A 15,333-nucleotide genomic window follows, 5' to 3' on the forward strand; every position below is an offset into this window, starting at 1 on the left:
TTTCTAACAAGACGCGTTAACCCCAATAAGGGTTACTTTTAAATGCGGATTTTCTTGTTGCGGCGATTGCATCAAGTACTGGAAGGTTACGTTTTTCTAACCATTCTTCGGTTTCTTGCCGATCGTGGGTTTCTAACTGAAGTTCGAAAATATAGTTATTCATTTGTAATTCACGAATACCATCGAGTATTTCAACCCACGGCTGACGGTAAGCTTGGCGTTTTTGAGAGTCGAATAAACCACCAAAAAACAGACCTGTGTCCAATGCTCTGCGTATTTTGGCGATGAGTTTGAAGTAATCTTTATATTCCAAGGATACCTTTGGGCCGAGGTCGCGCTTTAGATCTTTTAACATGTGGTCTAGCTGTATGCGCGCAAATTCGATGATGGGCGTTTTTAACTTATCTTGCTCTTTTTCGGGGATAAAGCCTCGCCATTCTTTGAAGTAAAGCCACTCCGACATGTTAAGCATCATCAAGTTGTATCGTTGAGTTGCCAGAAGCGCTTTGAACTCATTAATGGCATCAACCACCTCTGATTTGATCTTAGCGGTTTGGTGCTCTACCAAGTCCCAATCGGCTTTTTGTTTTAAATAACGATTGAGGTATCTTTGATGTTTTGCTGCATCAACAATTGGTCTCATAGCACCGGCTAACCAGTTCCAATTGTTTCTCAAGTCTTGTGTGGCTTGGCGGGGGATTAAAACCCCGAACACCATATACATGTGTTGGATGTAAATAAGTGCTCGATACATTTCCAATATTGCCGAGTGGGCGTTTTCTTTATCAAGAAATAGCTCGTAAAACTGCCAGTGGCGTAACGCCGAGAAGCAAATTTGCTCAAAGGCTTTTTCTGATTCAACCCCCTGGCTAAAGTCGTTAACCTGCATTGAATTGAATTTAGTCGCCAAGTCGCGGCGCAAAGCGTAACCACGACGAGCCTTGCTGGCATTTGATAATTTGAGATCAAAGTCTTTGATTAAATAGCGCCCAATCGCAAAGATATATTCGGCACTGCCGCTTTTTAATTCGAGCTCGACTTCACACACTTGGACAGTGTCTTTATCGGTAGTGATGGTGCCAGCGTCTAAGGCAACTTCAATTTCTGTCCCGTCTGAAAAAGTTAGCAAGCACTGACTTCTCTCAAAATCGGTATTGAATATAGGTTGGAATTCGCCGTCTTCTTCTTGAGCTTCTTCAACCAAAATCTGTAAGTAAGGCTCAGTAATTTTAGAGATATCAAGTTGATTCGATTCTAGGGTCACTTCATCTTCATTTTGCTGGTGTAATCCACCAATGATTTTTCCCGAAGATTTAACGTTTTGCAGATAGTTGTCGCCGATTTGGCGAATGCGCATGCCAATATCCATCTCACGCAACTTATAATGTGCGGTATCGTAATAGACATTACCTAGATGTTGAGTCTCCCAATCACTTTGTGACTCGGCCCCTGGAAAACTTAACTCTCTGATTTTATTTAATTTTTCTGGAGTTGCATCGAGTTTTAACTCGAGTTCGCTTGGCATAGCGTCAAACCTTTTTTTATCAGACCGCGTTATTTAACCACTCATCTGAGCTTTTGTCATCACTGGTGCATTAATAGAGCGGTGATTAAAAATGTTAAAAACGTGATCAAGGTTGGTTTAATTCAACGAGGGTATTGCGTAGAATGCCTGTGATAGGCGGTTTTGCTTGAACTGTGCCGGCTTTAAGCCGCCGAGCATGATAGGAAAACCCGAGCATGTTAGGAAAACCCGAGCATGTTAGGAAAACAAAGTGCGCCCGAAGCGATTGAACAGAATCAATAGAATAGAATCAATAGAATAGAAGCGATTGGACAGAATCGACACGGAAAACAAACAAGCACGGGTCGATTGTTAATAAAACGATACAAGCGCAGAATGCTTTTACATAAGAATGATAACCCAAAAGCGAAAACGCCAAAGCCAACACATGAAAGTCAAAACAATATGAAACCAAATAAATTAATCCTCCTCCTCGCATTTTTAATATTAAGCAGTTTGCATTCAGAAACCAGTTACGCCGAGACTGTTTATGTCGATGACAACCAAAATTTAGTGTGGATAAGAACTGGGCCAACAAAAGAATATCGAGTGTTACCGCCGATACCACCCCACACCAAACTCGAGGTGATTCAAGTGAATGATGAAACTGGATTCACCCAAGTGAGGGATGTGACAGGGCGAGAGTTTTGGATAGAGAACCAGTTTCTAACGCGCAATGAAACCTCAAAGCATTTGCTTGCATCAGCGTTACAAAAGATCAAAGCCATGGAGGACCAACACGTCGAAAAAGTCGCGTCGCTTGAAAGACAGATCACCGACCTTACGCCCATGAAGACGATTAATGAAGAGCTCCAGGGCAAAGTGGCCAAACTCGAAAATGAGCTGGAACAAATAAATCAGAAGAGCCAACTCTACAAACGCGGGTTTTATAGCGAGATGTTTTTTGCCGGTGCTATCGTGATTATTGGCGGGATGTTTCTTGGCTGGGTATTTAGCAAGTTAGGCGGTAAACGTCGCGGCAACGGTTGGAGTTAATCCCCCTCTTTGACCATTGAAACTAGAGCTTTTCGGAGCGTGATATTAAGGGAAGACCAAGGTCTTCCTTTATTTTTTCGATGACGACAAAGGTTCTGTTTTTCGCGACTCCCGGAATATCAACAACTTCACCGAGTACCGAGCGGTATTCGGCCATATCTGAAATACGAATTTTGAGTAAGTAATCAAAGCCGCCTGCAACCATGTCACATTCAGCGATTTGTTCAATTTTCTGAACGTCTTCCGCAAAACTATCAAAAACATCGGACGTTGATTTATCGAGGGTGACTTCAACATACGCGGTAAGTCCAAATTTTAGGCGACTAGCGCTCAATTTAGCCCCATATCGCTCGATATAACCGTCCGCTTCCAGGCGCTTAACCCGGTCTAAACACGGGCTTGCGCTTAAGTTCACTAACTTCGCTAAATTCACATTGGAAATGCGGCTATTCTTTTGTAAAGCATCTAAAATGAGTAAGTCGATTTTGTCGAGCGGACGAGTTTTGTTGGAGCGGTTGTTTTGGGCCATAGTTGCAAGTGTACTTTGAAAAATTCTCAGTATATTCTACGGTAAAATACCGCATTTACCGGCTAATTTACGGTATTAATCCAAAATAAACCAGCACATTCTGCTGTTTTTTATATAAAATTCGCGCCATTATTATAAATCACAGAATTTTATACTGTATAACCTGAGGATCTCACCATGTTGTTTGAAGGCTCGTTGGTCACTGCTTGTCCTATTCGTCAAAAAATCCGCGATTTTTATCGTATTGACGAAGAAACGGTTGTGGATCACATTTTACCCTTGGCTGAAGTCGGGGTGAGTGCACGCAGCAGGGCTTGGGAACGGGCTCGCCAAATGGTGGTGAATATTCGTAACGATCAGCATGGCCAAGGCGGAATCGATGCTCTGTTGAATGAGTTCTCTCTGTCTTCAGAAGAAGGGGTCGTGCTGATGTGTCTCGCGGAGGCGCTGCTTCGGGTACCTGACGACGAAACTCAAGATAGTCTGATCCGGGATAAGCTCGCCAAGGGAGACTGGAGTTCTCACCTTGGGAATAGCGACTCGCTCTTTGTTAATGCTTCTTCATGGGGGTTGTTGGTCACCGGAAAGATGGTCAATTACTCAGATAAGAACCAAGAAGATCAATTTGGGATCCTCAAGCGAACTGTCGGCCGATTAGGTGAGCCAGTCATCCGCAAATCGGTCCAGTTTGCGATGAAGATCATGGGTAAGCAATTTGTTATGGGCAGAACCATTACCGAAGCCGTTGATCGGGCAGTCGAAAAAGAACGCAAAGGTTATGCTTATTCTTACGATATGCTCGGCGAGGGAGCGCGAACGATGGCCGATGCTCAGCGTTACTTTGATAGCTACATGGTGGCCATTCATGCTATTGGTAAAGCGGCAAATGGACGTGGTCCGATTAAGAGCCCCGGCATTTCGGTAAAACTATCGGCGATCCACCCTCGTTATGAATTTACTCACCGTGAAAGGGTGATTAACGAGCTTATCCCAAAATTAAAAGAGTTGGCGCTCGCGGCCAAAAGTTATGACATCGGGTTTACAGTTGATGCGGAAGAGTCGGAACGATTAGATATTTCTCTCGACATCATTGAGGCGGTTTTTTCTGATCCGGATTTAGGCGACTGGACTGGATTTGGGTTGGCGGTGCAAGCCTATCAAAAGCGGGCAATTTTTGTGATTGATTGGCTGCGTCAATTGACAGAAAAAGTTGGTCGTAAAATGATGGTTCGGCTGGTCAAAGGCGCTTATTGGGACACTGAAATTAAGAATGCGCAAAAAGATGGTTTACCCCACTTTCCTGTTTTTACCCGCAAAGCTGCCACAGACGTCTCTTATAAAGCTTGTGCAATAAAACTCATGCAATATCGGGATACTATTTTTCCTCAATTCGCCACTCACAACGCCTACACTGCGGCAACCATTATTGAAATGGCAGAAGGTGATACTGAGGGATTTGAGTTTCAGCGATTACACGGAATGGGTGAGTCGCTTTATGATCAAATCGTGACTCAAGATAAGATCCAATGTCGCGTTTATGCGCCGGTCGGTCAGCATGAGGATTTGCTCGCTTACTTAGTCCGCCGCTTGTTAGAAAATGGTGCAAATTCATCTTTTGTCAACGCTATCGTTGACGAATCAAAGCCTGTCGAGTCGTTATTGCCTGATCCGGTCGAAAAAATTCAGGGAGTAAAATCAAAATTCAACCAGCAGATTGAGCTACCGATAGCGTTGTATGGTGATGAGCGTAATAACTCAAAAGGACTCGACCTGACCGATATTAATCTTATCACTCCAATGAAAGATAATTTAGATAAATGGTTGGCGAATCATTTGATCGATAAATCTGCAGTGCCGGAAGGTTCAAAGCCTGTCATCAATCCTGCAAATCATGATGAAGTGATTGGTTATATTACCCATCAGTCTGATGAAGAAATGAAAACGTTGATTGAGAAAGCCGATCGAGCGTTTACAGATTGGTCAACGACCGATGTGAAAATTCGAGCCGAGTTATTGCGAAAAACAGCGGATATTTTAGAGCGCCATCGTGATGAACTTATCGCCTTGTGTATGAAAGAAGCAGGTAAAGTTGCGCAAGACGGAATCGACGAAGTACGCGAAGCAGTCGACTTTTGTCGTTACTACGCAGCAAGAGCAGAAGAACTCGCGAAAGATGATCGGTTCGAAGCAAGAGGGGTTGTGCTCTGCGTAAGCCCTTGGAATTTCCCCTTGGCAATTTTCTTAGGCCAAGTATCTGCAGCAATGGTGACAGGTAATACGGTAATTGCTAAACCTGCTGAACAAACCACGCTGATCGCTCTTCGTACGATTGAGCTGATGCAGTCAGTGGGAATACCTGAGCATGTTGTTCAAGCGGTTGTGGCACGAGGTAGCAAAGTTGGCAAAGTTATTATTCCTGACGAAAGAATTAAAGCGGTGATGTTTACCGGGTCAACGGACACCGGCACATTGATAGCACAAACGCTGGCTGAACGAGAGGGCGAACAGGTGCCGTTAATTGCTGAAACCGGAGGCCAAAATTGTATGATTGTGGATTCAACCGCATTACCTGAGCAAGTGGTCGATGATGTTATTTCTTCTGGTTTTCAGAGCGCGGGTCAACGCTGCTCTGCATTGCGAGTCCTATTTGTTCAAAAAGAAATTGCGGATAAAGTCGTGACTATGTTGAAAGGTGCGATGCAAGAATTACACGTTGGCGATCCGGCCCAGTTGTCGACTGATATCGGCCCCGTAATCGATCAAAAAGCGTTTGATGTTTTGAATGAACATGTCGAATACATGAAGGACAAAGGCGAGTTAGTTTACCAATGTGACACGCCCGATATGGGCGATACCGGTCATTACTTTTTTGCGCCAAGGTTATATGAAATATCGAGTATCGATAAACTACGTGACGAGGTGTTTGGTCCTTGTGTACATGTGATTCGTTTTGATGGAACGCAATTAGATGACGTGATCGATCAAGTCAACAGTACTGGGTTTGGTCTAACCATGGGGATTCATAGTCGCATCGAAGAGCGTGCTGATTACTTGGCGAGAATGTCACGAGCTGGTAACGTTTATATCAATCGTAATATGATTGGTGCAGTAGTCGGCGTTCAACCTTTTGGTGGTCGCGGATTATCCGGGACGGGACCCAAAGCAGGTGGTCCGACTTACTTAACGCGATTAGTCCGAGAGAAAGCTTCGCCCGATAATATTCAAGCGACTAACGAGAAAGCTGACCTTATTGAGTTTTCTGTGAATGAACAAGTAAAGGCTGAAGTTAGTGTGTTGATGAAAAACTCAATCGCTGATGAAAAGTCATGGCGAGCAAAGCCGCTCAACGATAGGATTTCTCTTGTTAGACAGTTAATTGCTAAGATTGCTACTGTCGATAACCTTGAAGAGTTGGCGGATAATTTAGAGCGTACTCTCAGTGATGCACGCAATCAATTGCTACGTATCGAGAAAAAACTCAGCGCACCCAAAATGTTGCCTGGACCGACAGGCGAATCGAACATGCTTTATAACGAACCAAGAGGTTGCGTAGTTTGTTATGCCGACAAAGATACATCGGTTAATTTTTGGGTAATATCAATAGTTACCGCGCTTGCTGCCGGCAACACGGTGATCACTGTCGTGTCCGATCATTTCCACAAAGAAGCGGTGGCGTTTAAAAACAAATTTTTAGAAACAGGCGTCAGTCCAGGCGTCTTGCAAGTGGCAAAGTTAAGTCATTTGAAAGTGATTTTAGAGCATGAACATTTGGCTGGTGCAGTCATTGGTTCCGCTTGCGAAAGACGAGAGTTTGTGAAAACCGAACTAGCGGCGCGAGTCGGGGCGATATTGCCAGTAATTTCGAGCGAATACTACGACACGTTAATCAATCGTTTGTTAACTGAAAAGACGGTAAGCATCGATACGACTGCTTCGGGTGGTAACACTTCGCTAATGACTTTAAATGAGGATGATGAATAGTCACACATAATGGCTAGTTCGTTTTTAGCCGTTCGGTAATAACCTGGGAGCTTCTTTTAAAAATAGTAAGAAACTCTCAGGTAGCAATCTTTTTGTTATAATTTTAAAAAACGTTTCGGCTATCGATTATGAGTGACTTACTCAAACTTGCATCTGGCGGTAAAATAAACCCCGCTTATTTAGCGCATGCGAAACAGACTTTTCTCTCACAAGCAGATGAAAAGGCGTTTTTAGATGCGTGCGGCCGGGGCTTAAGGAAGAGTGTCAGGGTAAACACACTAAAATATTCCGTCGAAGAGTTTCGCGAACTAGCTGCTCGTCACCAATGGCAATTGACGGCTATTCCTTGGTGCAAAGAAGGCTTTTGGGTTGATGAGAGTAGTCTATCCGAAAATACTGCCTTGGGTAACACACCCGAGCATGTTCAAGGCCTTTTTTATATTCAAGAAGCAAGCTCTATGTTACCGTCGGTGGCTCTACTCGGTGATAATAAGCTCGCCGCCCCATTAGTATTGGATATGGCCGCTGCGCCGGGTTCTAAGACGACCCAATTGGCGGCAATGCTTAATAATCAAGGTCTAGTAGTCGCTAATGAATTGTCTGCTAGCCGTTTAAAGAGTCTGCACAATAATCTTGTGAGATGCGGTATTTTCAACGCCGCAATGTCTCATCATGATGGTCGTAAGTTTGCCGATTTTGTCCCTGGACTATTCGACTATATTCTGCTTGATGCGCCTTGCGGTGGCGAAGGAACCGTGCGTAAAGATATTCACGCACTCGAAAATTGGAGTTTGGCTAAGGTCAAAGAAATAGGAGAGCTGCAAAAAGCGCTGATACTATCAGCTTACCAATCGCTAAAACCTGGTGGACGATTAGTTTACTCGACTTGTACACTATCAGTTGAAGAAAATCAGGCTATCGTTGAATTTTTGCGAGCAAATACCGATGCAAAAGTGATCAACCTTAAGCATTTATTTGAAGGTGCGGAACGTTCGTTAATTGCAGAAGGTTATTTACATGTATTGCCACACCTTTACGACAGCGAGGGATTTTTTGTCGCGTGCATAGGCAAACCGGCAGAGTCGCAACCCAGTGAAAGTCCACTCGCCCAATTTAAGTCGCCTTTTGAAAAACTCACGAAAAAAGAAAAACTAAGGCTCCGGGAGTATTATCAAGCGCAATTTGGTATTGATATTGAACCCGACGGATTTCAGTTATTAAAACGACAAAAAGAAGTCTGGATTTTCCCGCAAGCAATAGGTGAAGTGAATGCGTACATGAAAGTGAATCGTGCGGGAATGAAAATCGCTGAAGTTTATCCTAATAAAATTCGGAGCACTCACGAGTTTGCTTATTGTTTTGGCCAGGCCGCAACTGATCAGATTGTTGAGTTAACTAAGCCTGACTTTGTCGAGTTTGTAAAAGGGCAGAGCCTTCATCTCGACAATTGCGATTGCCGTGATGGAGAAGTATTAATGTTTTACCAAAAGAAAGTTATCGGTATAGCGCAAAAGCAAAAAAATAAAATTAAAAATGGCTATCCAAGAGAACTTGTCAAAGATAACTATCAAGGTTAGCCACGTATTGATTGTTCTACCATTAATGCGAATATCGTCAAGCTGGTAAATACACGCAGTCTATTAGTAATGGTAAACAGATTACTGTTACTGGGCAAAGATTTAAGAATTCGCGTGGCCTGTTTACGTTGAGAGTCAGTCAAATCATAGGCCGCGGCATGTTGCAGCAGTGCAAGTAAGTTTCTTGATTCCTGTTGTTTCATCGCTATAACCTAAAGCTTTTAATCTTACACTCAGTATAAAACCTTTTGCTGAATCTAATCTGAATAATCAAAATATGTAAAACGATCGCTGGTTTTTGGCTTGCGATCGTTCGTTAAGTAAAAATTTTGATTATTGATCTGAGTGATAAAAGATGAGCTAATAAGAGCTAGACTGACGCTAACTTATCGCCCTATCTAGCTTATTGATAAGGACTTTAATTTCGCTTTCAGTGAGGAATGTTAGCGGATTTTTACAACCGGTATTTTCGGCGTTGTTCCAGAAGTCAAATTCTCCTTCCCGCCCATCCGCTAATCTGACAAAATCGACATAATCTAACTCGTTGGCATCGATAAAAAATAAAACCGTTCCTTTATCACAATGAATTTCAGTAGAAGTCATATATTTACCACCCCATGAATAGCCAGGTGAAAATGTAAGTGTAAGATCTTCATGAATAATCTGTTTTAGCAAAGACACGACTTCTAATGTATCTACTTGATCTTTTAGCATTGAACAGTACTGATTAAATAAAAGTTGCGATTAATGATTTTCGTATCCTGTATAAATCAAACGCTGGAATCATGCGACCAACTTTGCGTCGAAGATTGGGAATGGGCAGCCAAGATATTCACCCAGTAATCGAATTAACTCATACTTCTTTTGGTTGATCTTCCCATCTTGTTCAACAATATCAACACACAATTCTAAAAAGTCTTTTTTCAACAGAGGATGTAGATTACTTATTCTATTCAGCGCATTTGCGATAGGTTGTGCTTGAAAATCTGAAACCGTAAACTGGGCTTGCGGCATACCCATAATCTTCATTTGTTTTTTAAAGGATTCAACCTGAGTTTTTTCATCAAAATTACTTTGTCGAAATAATAAACTAACAAACAAGGCTATATCGTTAGCGATTAAATTAAAACGTGAAAATTGTTTGTTAGGTTTTGTTAAGTTTAAGCTTCTTCTTGCACAGCTGGCATAAATCATAAATTCGGTCAGCGTCACTTCGCCATCATGCTGAATCGCGGTATTGAGCTCGAGAATAAACACTTGTTTTTCAGAATCTAATAGCTCATCAAATCGTGATAGCGCAACTTCGAGTAGTAGATAGTGTTGACTATAACTGAGGCTACTGAGTTGTTGGCTAAGCGATTGGATGGCCTCAAAGTTATCCTTATCTTTAAAAAGTTTGGCCAACTTAGCATTCGAATGACTTTCTTGTTCAAGGAGTAGGAGAGCAAAAATCAGATCGCGATTACTGATGGACTCGTGATTTCCTCTTGCAATATTAAGTAGTTTATTCGGTGTCTTGTTAAAAAGCTGATGAGTAACATCTAGATGTTTTGGTGATATCGCTCCCACGCTTTTCATGATATGTGTTTTAGGAATTTTGACGTCTGACTTTTTATCTTTAGGGTTGTTAGGCTGGCCAATTTGTTGTGATACAAATGCGGAGAATGCCGATGTTTTACTAAACGCATCAGCGCTTTCTTCATGGGTATCAACTCGTTCAACCGCTGAAGGAACATACTTAAACTGAGGATCTATCGCTTTGATTCGCTCGTCAATAGGTGGATGAGTTGCCAATAAGCCTTTAAAGCTGAGTTTGACCGCTTGTCCGAAACACATATGACTCATTTCTTCAGCTTTTTTGTTCGCTAGTAAGGTTCCACTCGCGTTGTTAGCGATTTTATGGAGTGCACCACAAATGCCTTGCCTATCTCGAGTATATTGAACTGCAGATGCGTCGGCTAAGAACTCTCTTTGTCGTGAGATAGCGGCCTTGATCAAGCGTCCAAAGAATAAGCCAATGTAGCCTATAATAAAAAGCCCAGCGCCAATCGCAAAAACGGGCAGCGCGTTTCCTTTTGAGTTACTGCTGCGACCGCTTGAACCAACTCTTAAAATGAAATAGCCAAGTTGACCTATCACTAAAATTCCCGCCAGAATTCCAATCAATTTGACATTAATTTGCATATCTCCATGGAATACATGACTATATTCGTGAGCGATAACACCTTGCAGTTCTTGTCGGCTCAAGTTTTCAAGTAATCCTTGAGTAACAACTAGAACAATATTTTCTGTCGAGAGGCCGGCAACGAAAGCATTCATCGCAGGTTCTTCTCTCATCACAAAGACTTTAGGCATGGGCGTGCCGGAAGCGATCGACATTTCCTCGACGACATTGATCAGTTGTTGCTCTTTAGGATCTTTGCTATGTACCGATATTGGCGTTGCGTTGACCATTTTAGCAACGGCGTCAGGCGTAGACTTTAACTGCCAACTTCTGACAAAGCTGGTTATCGCGATGACGAGAACAATACCGCCAGTAACAAATAACCAGTAAGGTTGTTTTAGCCACAAAGCTAAGGGAATTGGTTCCACGGCTAACCAGCTAAAGGCAAAGTAGACAACTAGATTAAGCGATATAATAATCAGCAGAACGGCCAGACAAAAAAGCATAAACAGCTTTTTTGTCTGTGAACGAGCTTTATCTTGTAGGCTAAAAAAATCCACTCGCTAATAACTAGCTGAAGGAAACCTTCACAGGTTTCTTGGCGGCTGGATCTTCTATTTCAAGCAGTTCCGCGGCGGTAAATCCAAAGTTATTAGCCACGAGGTTACTCGGGAACTGTTCCCTTAAGGTGTTGTATTGCATCACGCTATCGTTAAATGCTTGACGAGCGAAAGAGACTTTGTTTTCTGTAGAGGTTAACTCTTCCATTAGGTTATTCATGGTAGTGTTTGCTTTAAGATCTGGGTAAGCCTCCGATAAAGCAAAGAATTTTCCGAGCGATCCGGTAAGCATTGTTTCTGCTGCCGCAAGCCCTTGAATGGATGATGCGTCCTCCGGATGTTGAGAAGCCTTTTTGTTAGCATCGGCGGCAGCGTTTCTAGCGGCAATGACCGCTTCGAGAGTCTCTGATTCGTGTTTCATGTAACCTTTCGCGGTTTCAACCAAATTAGGGATCAGGTCATAGCGGCGTGTGAGTTGAACATCGATTTGCGCAAAAGCATTTTTAAAGCGATTACGATAAGCCACCAGTTTGTTGTATATGCTGATGATGTAGAATACCAGAAGTACCGCGATACCGATGAAAATCCAAAGTTCCATTCTATTCTCCCTGGGAATATTGTTTTTATTACCAATTAAAGTTTAGCGCAAATTGTCGATTTCTGAACGTAAGTCATAATTTTTGTCAGTAACGATTTTTTCAAGAACTTCAACACGTTCTTGTAAAGCTTCAAGCTTAGCGAGTCTGTCTTCAATGGGGGATAAGTCGACCGGTGGTGTTTGATTTTTTTTCATCCAATCTTTAATCAGTCCAGCGACAAGTACCACGACGGTAATTATCACGACCATTTCAAATACGTGCATTCTCATAGTCCTCTTATTCCTATATTCGCTATTTAACTGATTGTTAGAGCGATGTATCATCCTACCTATAGCTCATTACTATACTATAGTGACTCTATTTCTCAAAAAGTGAGACTTTATGGCCAACGATGACTCGGTTGCTCCGTTAACTAAGCTACCGAAAGATATACCGCAAGAGTGGCAAGAATCGCTCTTATCAATGCAAACGATGTTATCACCCGATGTATTCCATTTTATTGTAAGCGCTTATGGGTGGAGCGAGTTTGTTCGCCGAGTGGCCATTCATCATCAATCTTTATTTTGTGAGGCGCTTCATTGGCATTTTACTCATCAAGATGAGGTGATTGTTCTTGAAATGCCGGCACTATATCGAGATCATGTTGCGGATACGCTTGATTCTGAGTCTCAATACATGACTCGTATACGAGAGTTTCGAATGGCTCACAGTGCAGCTATTGCGGTCTTAGAGTTAAACAATGTTCTTCCCATTGAGTCGAGCAGTTTCCGAATATCAATATTAGCGGATACATTAATTTCCGGTGCCTATCATTGGGGCTATCAACATCACACGCAACAATTTGGTGTTCCTTGTGACGCTCACGGTCGCCGTCTTCATTTACTGATAATAGCCATGGGCAAACTGGGCGGACATGAGTTAAATTTTTCCTCTGATGTCGATTTGATTTTCTTGTATCCCGAAGAAGGCACAACACAAGGCGATGCAAGAACAACCGATAACTCACGTTTTTTTCGTCGTGTGAGCACTCAGCTAATCCGAGTTTTAGATGAAGTGACTGCTGATGGCTTTGTGTTCAGGGTTGATATGCGGCTTCGTCCCTATGGCGAGTCGGGGGCTTTGGTGATGTCCTTGGCCCAAGCCGAAGAATACTATCAAGAACAAGGTCGTGAGTGGGAGCGATTTGCGATGCTGCGCTCAAGAGTCCTTACCGGTGAAGCCATTGATAAAAAAGCGTTAGATGACATCATCCGACCATTTTCATTTAGGCGCTATATTGACTACGGCGTCATCGATTCTATTCGCAGTATGAAGGAAATGATTCAACGAGAAGTGAGACGTAAAGGGCTGACTGACAACATCAAGTTAGGGGCTGGCGGTATTAGAGAAGTTGAGTTTATTGCTCAATCGTTGCAACTAATTCAAGGTGGAAGAGACAAGCGATTACGAGAAAAGAACGTATTTAAAGTTTTACCGATATTAGTTGAGGCAAAGCTATTACCTGAGACAGTTCAAGTCGAGTTACTTGCAGCCTACCGTTTTTTACGCCGCCTAGAGCATTGCATTCAGGAGCTTGCAGAAAAACAAACTCAGACATTGCCAACCGACAATAAAGAACAGCAGATACTGGCAGAAGTAATGCGGTGTTCCAGCTGGAGTGATTTGCTCAATGAGTTGAGTAGAGTCCAGCAATTAGTCAATCATCATTTTAATGGGATCTTAGGTGAAGAACGACAACAGGGCGCGGAAACCGAAGATTTTTATGCCGCATTAGCGCACGGAGATCTAACCGCACAAAGCTTGCGAAGTCAGTTGCTGGCGAGCGACCCTGAGGATTCAAATCGTGAAGGAAAGGGTGACCAATATTCTTTGGAAAACCTAACTGATTTTATCAAAAAAATTGAAGCCTTTAATCAGGAGTCCGCCGTCGTCAATTTATCAACGAGAGGCGCTAAACGCCTAAAAACTTTCTTCCCCGCGTTGCTGGCGGCTTGTTTGAAAACCCAACAACCCAATATCACGTTAATTCGTTTGCTCAGAGTCATTCGCGCGGTTCTTAAGCGCACGGCGTATCTTGAATTGCTCAGTGAGAACCCGCCCATATTACAACATTTAGTCGATCTCGCTGGACAAAGTGAGTGGATGGTAGCGCGACTATCAGCCTATCCTGTTTTGTTTGACGAGCTACTTTATCCAAACAGTTTGTATGCGCCCCTGCAAATAACTGACTTACAATCAGAACTCCAACAAGCGCTGCTTCGCATTGATTTAAAGGATGAAGAAGAGCTACTTGATGCATTAAGAGCTTTTAAGCAAATTAATGAGTTGCGAGTAGCAGCAGCATTGCTTGCTGAGCGGCTAAGTATTTCACAAGTTTCGCGCTATTTAACCCAATTAGCGGAGGTCATACTTCAAGCTTGTGTAGATCAATGTTGGCGCATGATGAAAGAAAGATATGGAGAGCCCGAGAAATTAAACAATGCAGTAGATTCATTAGAGAATAATTATGGATTTGCGGTTATTGGTTATGGCAAGCTCGGCGGCATAGAGCTCGGGTTTGGCTCTGATTTGGATTTAGTCTTTCTGTTTAATCGTCCAATTGATGGTAGTACAGATGGGGCTCGATCACTCAATAATAGCCGGTTTTATACTCGCTTGGCGCAAAAGCTCATTCACTTCCTTTCAACGCGAACTAATTTAGGGTTGTTGTATGAAGTTGATATGCGCTTGCGGCCCTCTGGCAGTTCAGGACTTCTGGTCAGTCACATTGATTCGTATCGCGAGTACCAAATGGAATCAGCCTGGACTTGGGAGCATCAAGCCTTAATTCGTGCACGTTATGTTGCAGGTGATCCGAATGTCGCGAATGAATTTGCTCAAGCGAGATCGAACACATTGCATCAGTTAAGAGACAGAGAGCAACTGCAAAAAGATGTTAGTGATATGCGTCATAAAATGCGCGACCAATTGGAAGCCAAACAATCAGGAAAAGTTGATTTAAAACAATCACCCGGTGGCTTAGTTGATATTGAATTCTTGGCTCAGTTTGCTTGCTTGGCCTATCAAGGAGAAGCGATTATTCCGCACAGTACGAGCGAATGTTTAAAGTTTGCCGGACGAGAAGCGTTACTCAAGAGTGAAGAAGCACGCGAGCTAGTAAAAATTTATCGGCTATTTCGTAATCGGCTCAATGAGATGGCATTGACTAGTGGTGGTAATTTTATCGGTGAAGAACAGTTTGAGCGCGAACGACGGACTGTACAAAAAATCTGGAAAACTTACTTAAATACTGCGGATTAATGAAGGGGAATAGGGTAAAAAAAAAGGGCGGGACATGTCCCGCCAAAACGTGAGAAGGAAATA

Annotated in this window: 11 protein-coding genes; 4 read left to right on the forward strand and 7 right to left on the reverse strand. The window is 42.8% G+C overall.

Translation table 11 applies throughout. The annotated features are described in order from the left end of the window. Positions 1 to 16: 16 nt before the first annotated feature. Complete coding sequence (locus tag FLL45_RS07985) at positions 17 to 1,525, reverse strand: CYTH and CHAD domain-containing protein (RefSeq protein WP_142941509.1); 1,509 nt, start codon at positions 1,523 to 1,525, stop codon at positions 17 to 19. Between the two features lie 375 nt (positions 1,526 to 1,900). On the opposite strand from FLL45_RS07985, the gene FLL45_RS07990 reads away from it, so the two are divergent. After that, positions 1,901 to 2,560 carry a TIGR04211 family SH3 domain-containing protein gene (locus FLL45_RS07990; RefSeq protein WP_142941510.1) on the forward strand — a complete coding sequence of 220 codons (660 nt, stop codon included), beginning with the start codon at positions 1,901 to 1,903 and terminating at the stop codon, positions 2,558 to 2,560. A 22-nt stretch (positions 2,561 to 2,582) separates the two neighbouring features. Here the strand turns inward: FLL45_RS07990 and FLL45_RS07995 are convergent, their stop codons facing one another. Then, entirely contained in the window at positions 2,583 to 3,089 is a 507-nt protein-coding gene (locus tag FLL45_RS07995; protein ID WP_142941511.1) for a winged helix-turn-helix transcriptional regulator, read from the reverse strand. A gap of 177 nt (positions 3,090 to 3,266) precedes the next feature. Between FLL45_RS07995 and putA the strand changes: the two genes are divergently transcribed. Both putA and FLL45_RS08005 read left to right on the forward strand, forming a co-directional pair. Beyond that, positions 3,267 to 7,070, forward strand: a complete 3,804-nt coding sequence (putA, locus tag FLL45_RS08000) for a bifunctional proline dehydrogenase/L-glutamate gamma-semialdehyde dehydrogenase PutA (RefSeq protein WP_142941512.1) — start codon at positions 3,267 to 3,269, stop codon at positions 7,068 to 7,070. A gap of 128 nt (positions 7,071 to 7,198) precedes the next feature. Further along, positions 7,199 to 8,647 carry an NOL1/NOP2/sun family putative RNA methylase gene (locus FLL45_RS08005; RefSeq protein ID WP_142941513.1) on the forward strand — a complete coding sequence of 483 codons (1,449 nt, stop codon included), beginning with the start codon at positions 7,199 to 7,201 and terminating at the stop codon, positions 8,645 to 8,647. Here the strand turns inward: FLL45_RS08005 and FLL45_RS08010 are convergent. The 5 genes from FLL45_RS08010 to FLL45_RS08030 all read right to left on the reverse strand — a co-directional run bounded on the left by FLL45_RS08010 (position 8,644) and on the right by FLL45_RS08030 (position 12,239). Continuing rightward, positions 8,644 to 8,850, reverse strand: a complete 207-nt coding sequence (locus tag FLL45_RS08010; RefSeq protein ID WP_142941514.1) for a hypothetical protein — start codon at positions 8,848 to 8,850, stop codon at positions 8,644 to 8,646. The two genes, FLL45_RS08005 and FLL45_RS08010, sit on opposite strands and share 4 nt — an antisense overlap. Before the next feature lie 178 nt (positions 8,851 to 9,028). After that, positions 9,029 to 9,361, reverse strand: a complete 333-nt coding sequence (locus FLL45_RS08015) for a DUF7693 family protein (RefSeq protein ID WP_142941515.1) — start codon at positions 9,359 to 9,361, stop codon at positions 9,029 to 9,031. Positions 9,362 to 9,430: 69 nt separating this feature from the next. Further along, positions 9,431 to 11,317: a M48 family metallopeptidase gene (locus FLL45_RS08020; RefSeq protein ID WP_142941516.1), complete on the reverse strand. Its 1,887-nt coding sequence runs from the start codon at positions 11,315 to 11,317 to the stop codon at positions 9,431 to 9,433. Between the two features lie 64 nt (positions 11,318 to 11,381). Continuing rightward, positions 11,382 to 11,969, reverse strand: a complete 588-nt coding sequence (locus tag FLL45_RS08025) for a LemA family protein (protein ID WP_142941517.1) — start codon at positions 11,967 to 11,969, stop codon at positions 11,382 to 11,384. A gap of 42 nt (positions 11,970 to 12,011) precedes the next feature. Then, positions 12,012 to 12,239 carry a hypothetical protein gene (locus FLL45_RS08030; RefSeq protein ID WP_185964379.1) on the reverse strand — a complete coding sequence of 76 codons (228 nt, stop codon included), beginning with the start codon at positions 12,237 to 12,239 and terminating at the stop codon, positions 12,012 to 12,014. Positions 12,240 to 12,351: 112 nt separating this feature from the next. Between FLL45_RS08030 and glnE the strand changes: the two genes are divergently transcribed. After that, complete coding sequence (gene glnE / locus FLL45_RS08035; protein WP_142941519.1) at positions 12,352 to 15,270, forward strand: bifunctional [glutamate--ammonia ligase]-adenylyl-L-tyrosine phosphorylase/[glutamate--ammonia-ligase] adenylyltransferase; 2,919 nt, start codon at positions 12,352 to 12,354, stop codon at positions 15,268 to 15,270. Positions 15,271 to 15,333 lie beyond the last annotated feature (63 nt).

The organism is Aliikangiella marina, from assembly GCF_007004765.1.
Lineage (GTDB): Bacteria > Pseudomonadota > Gammaproteobacteria > Enterobacterales > Kangiellaceae > Aliikangiella > Aliikangiella marina.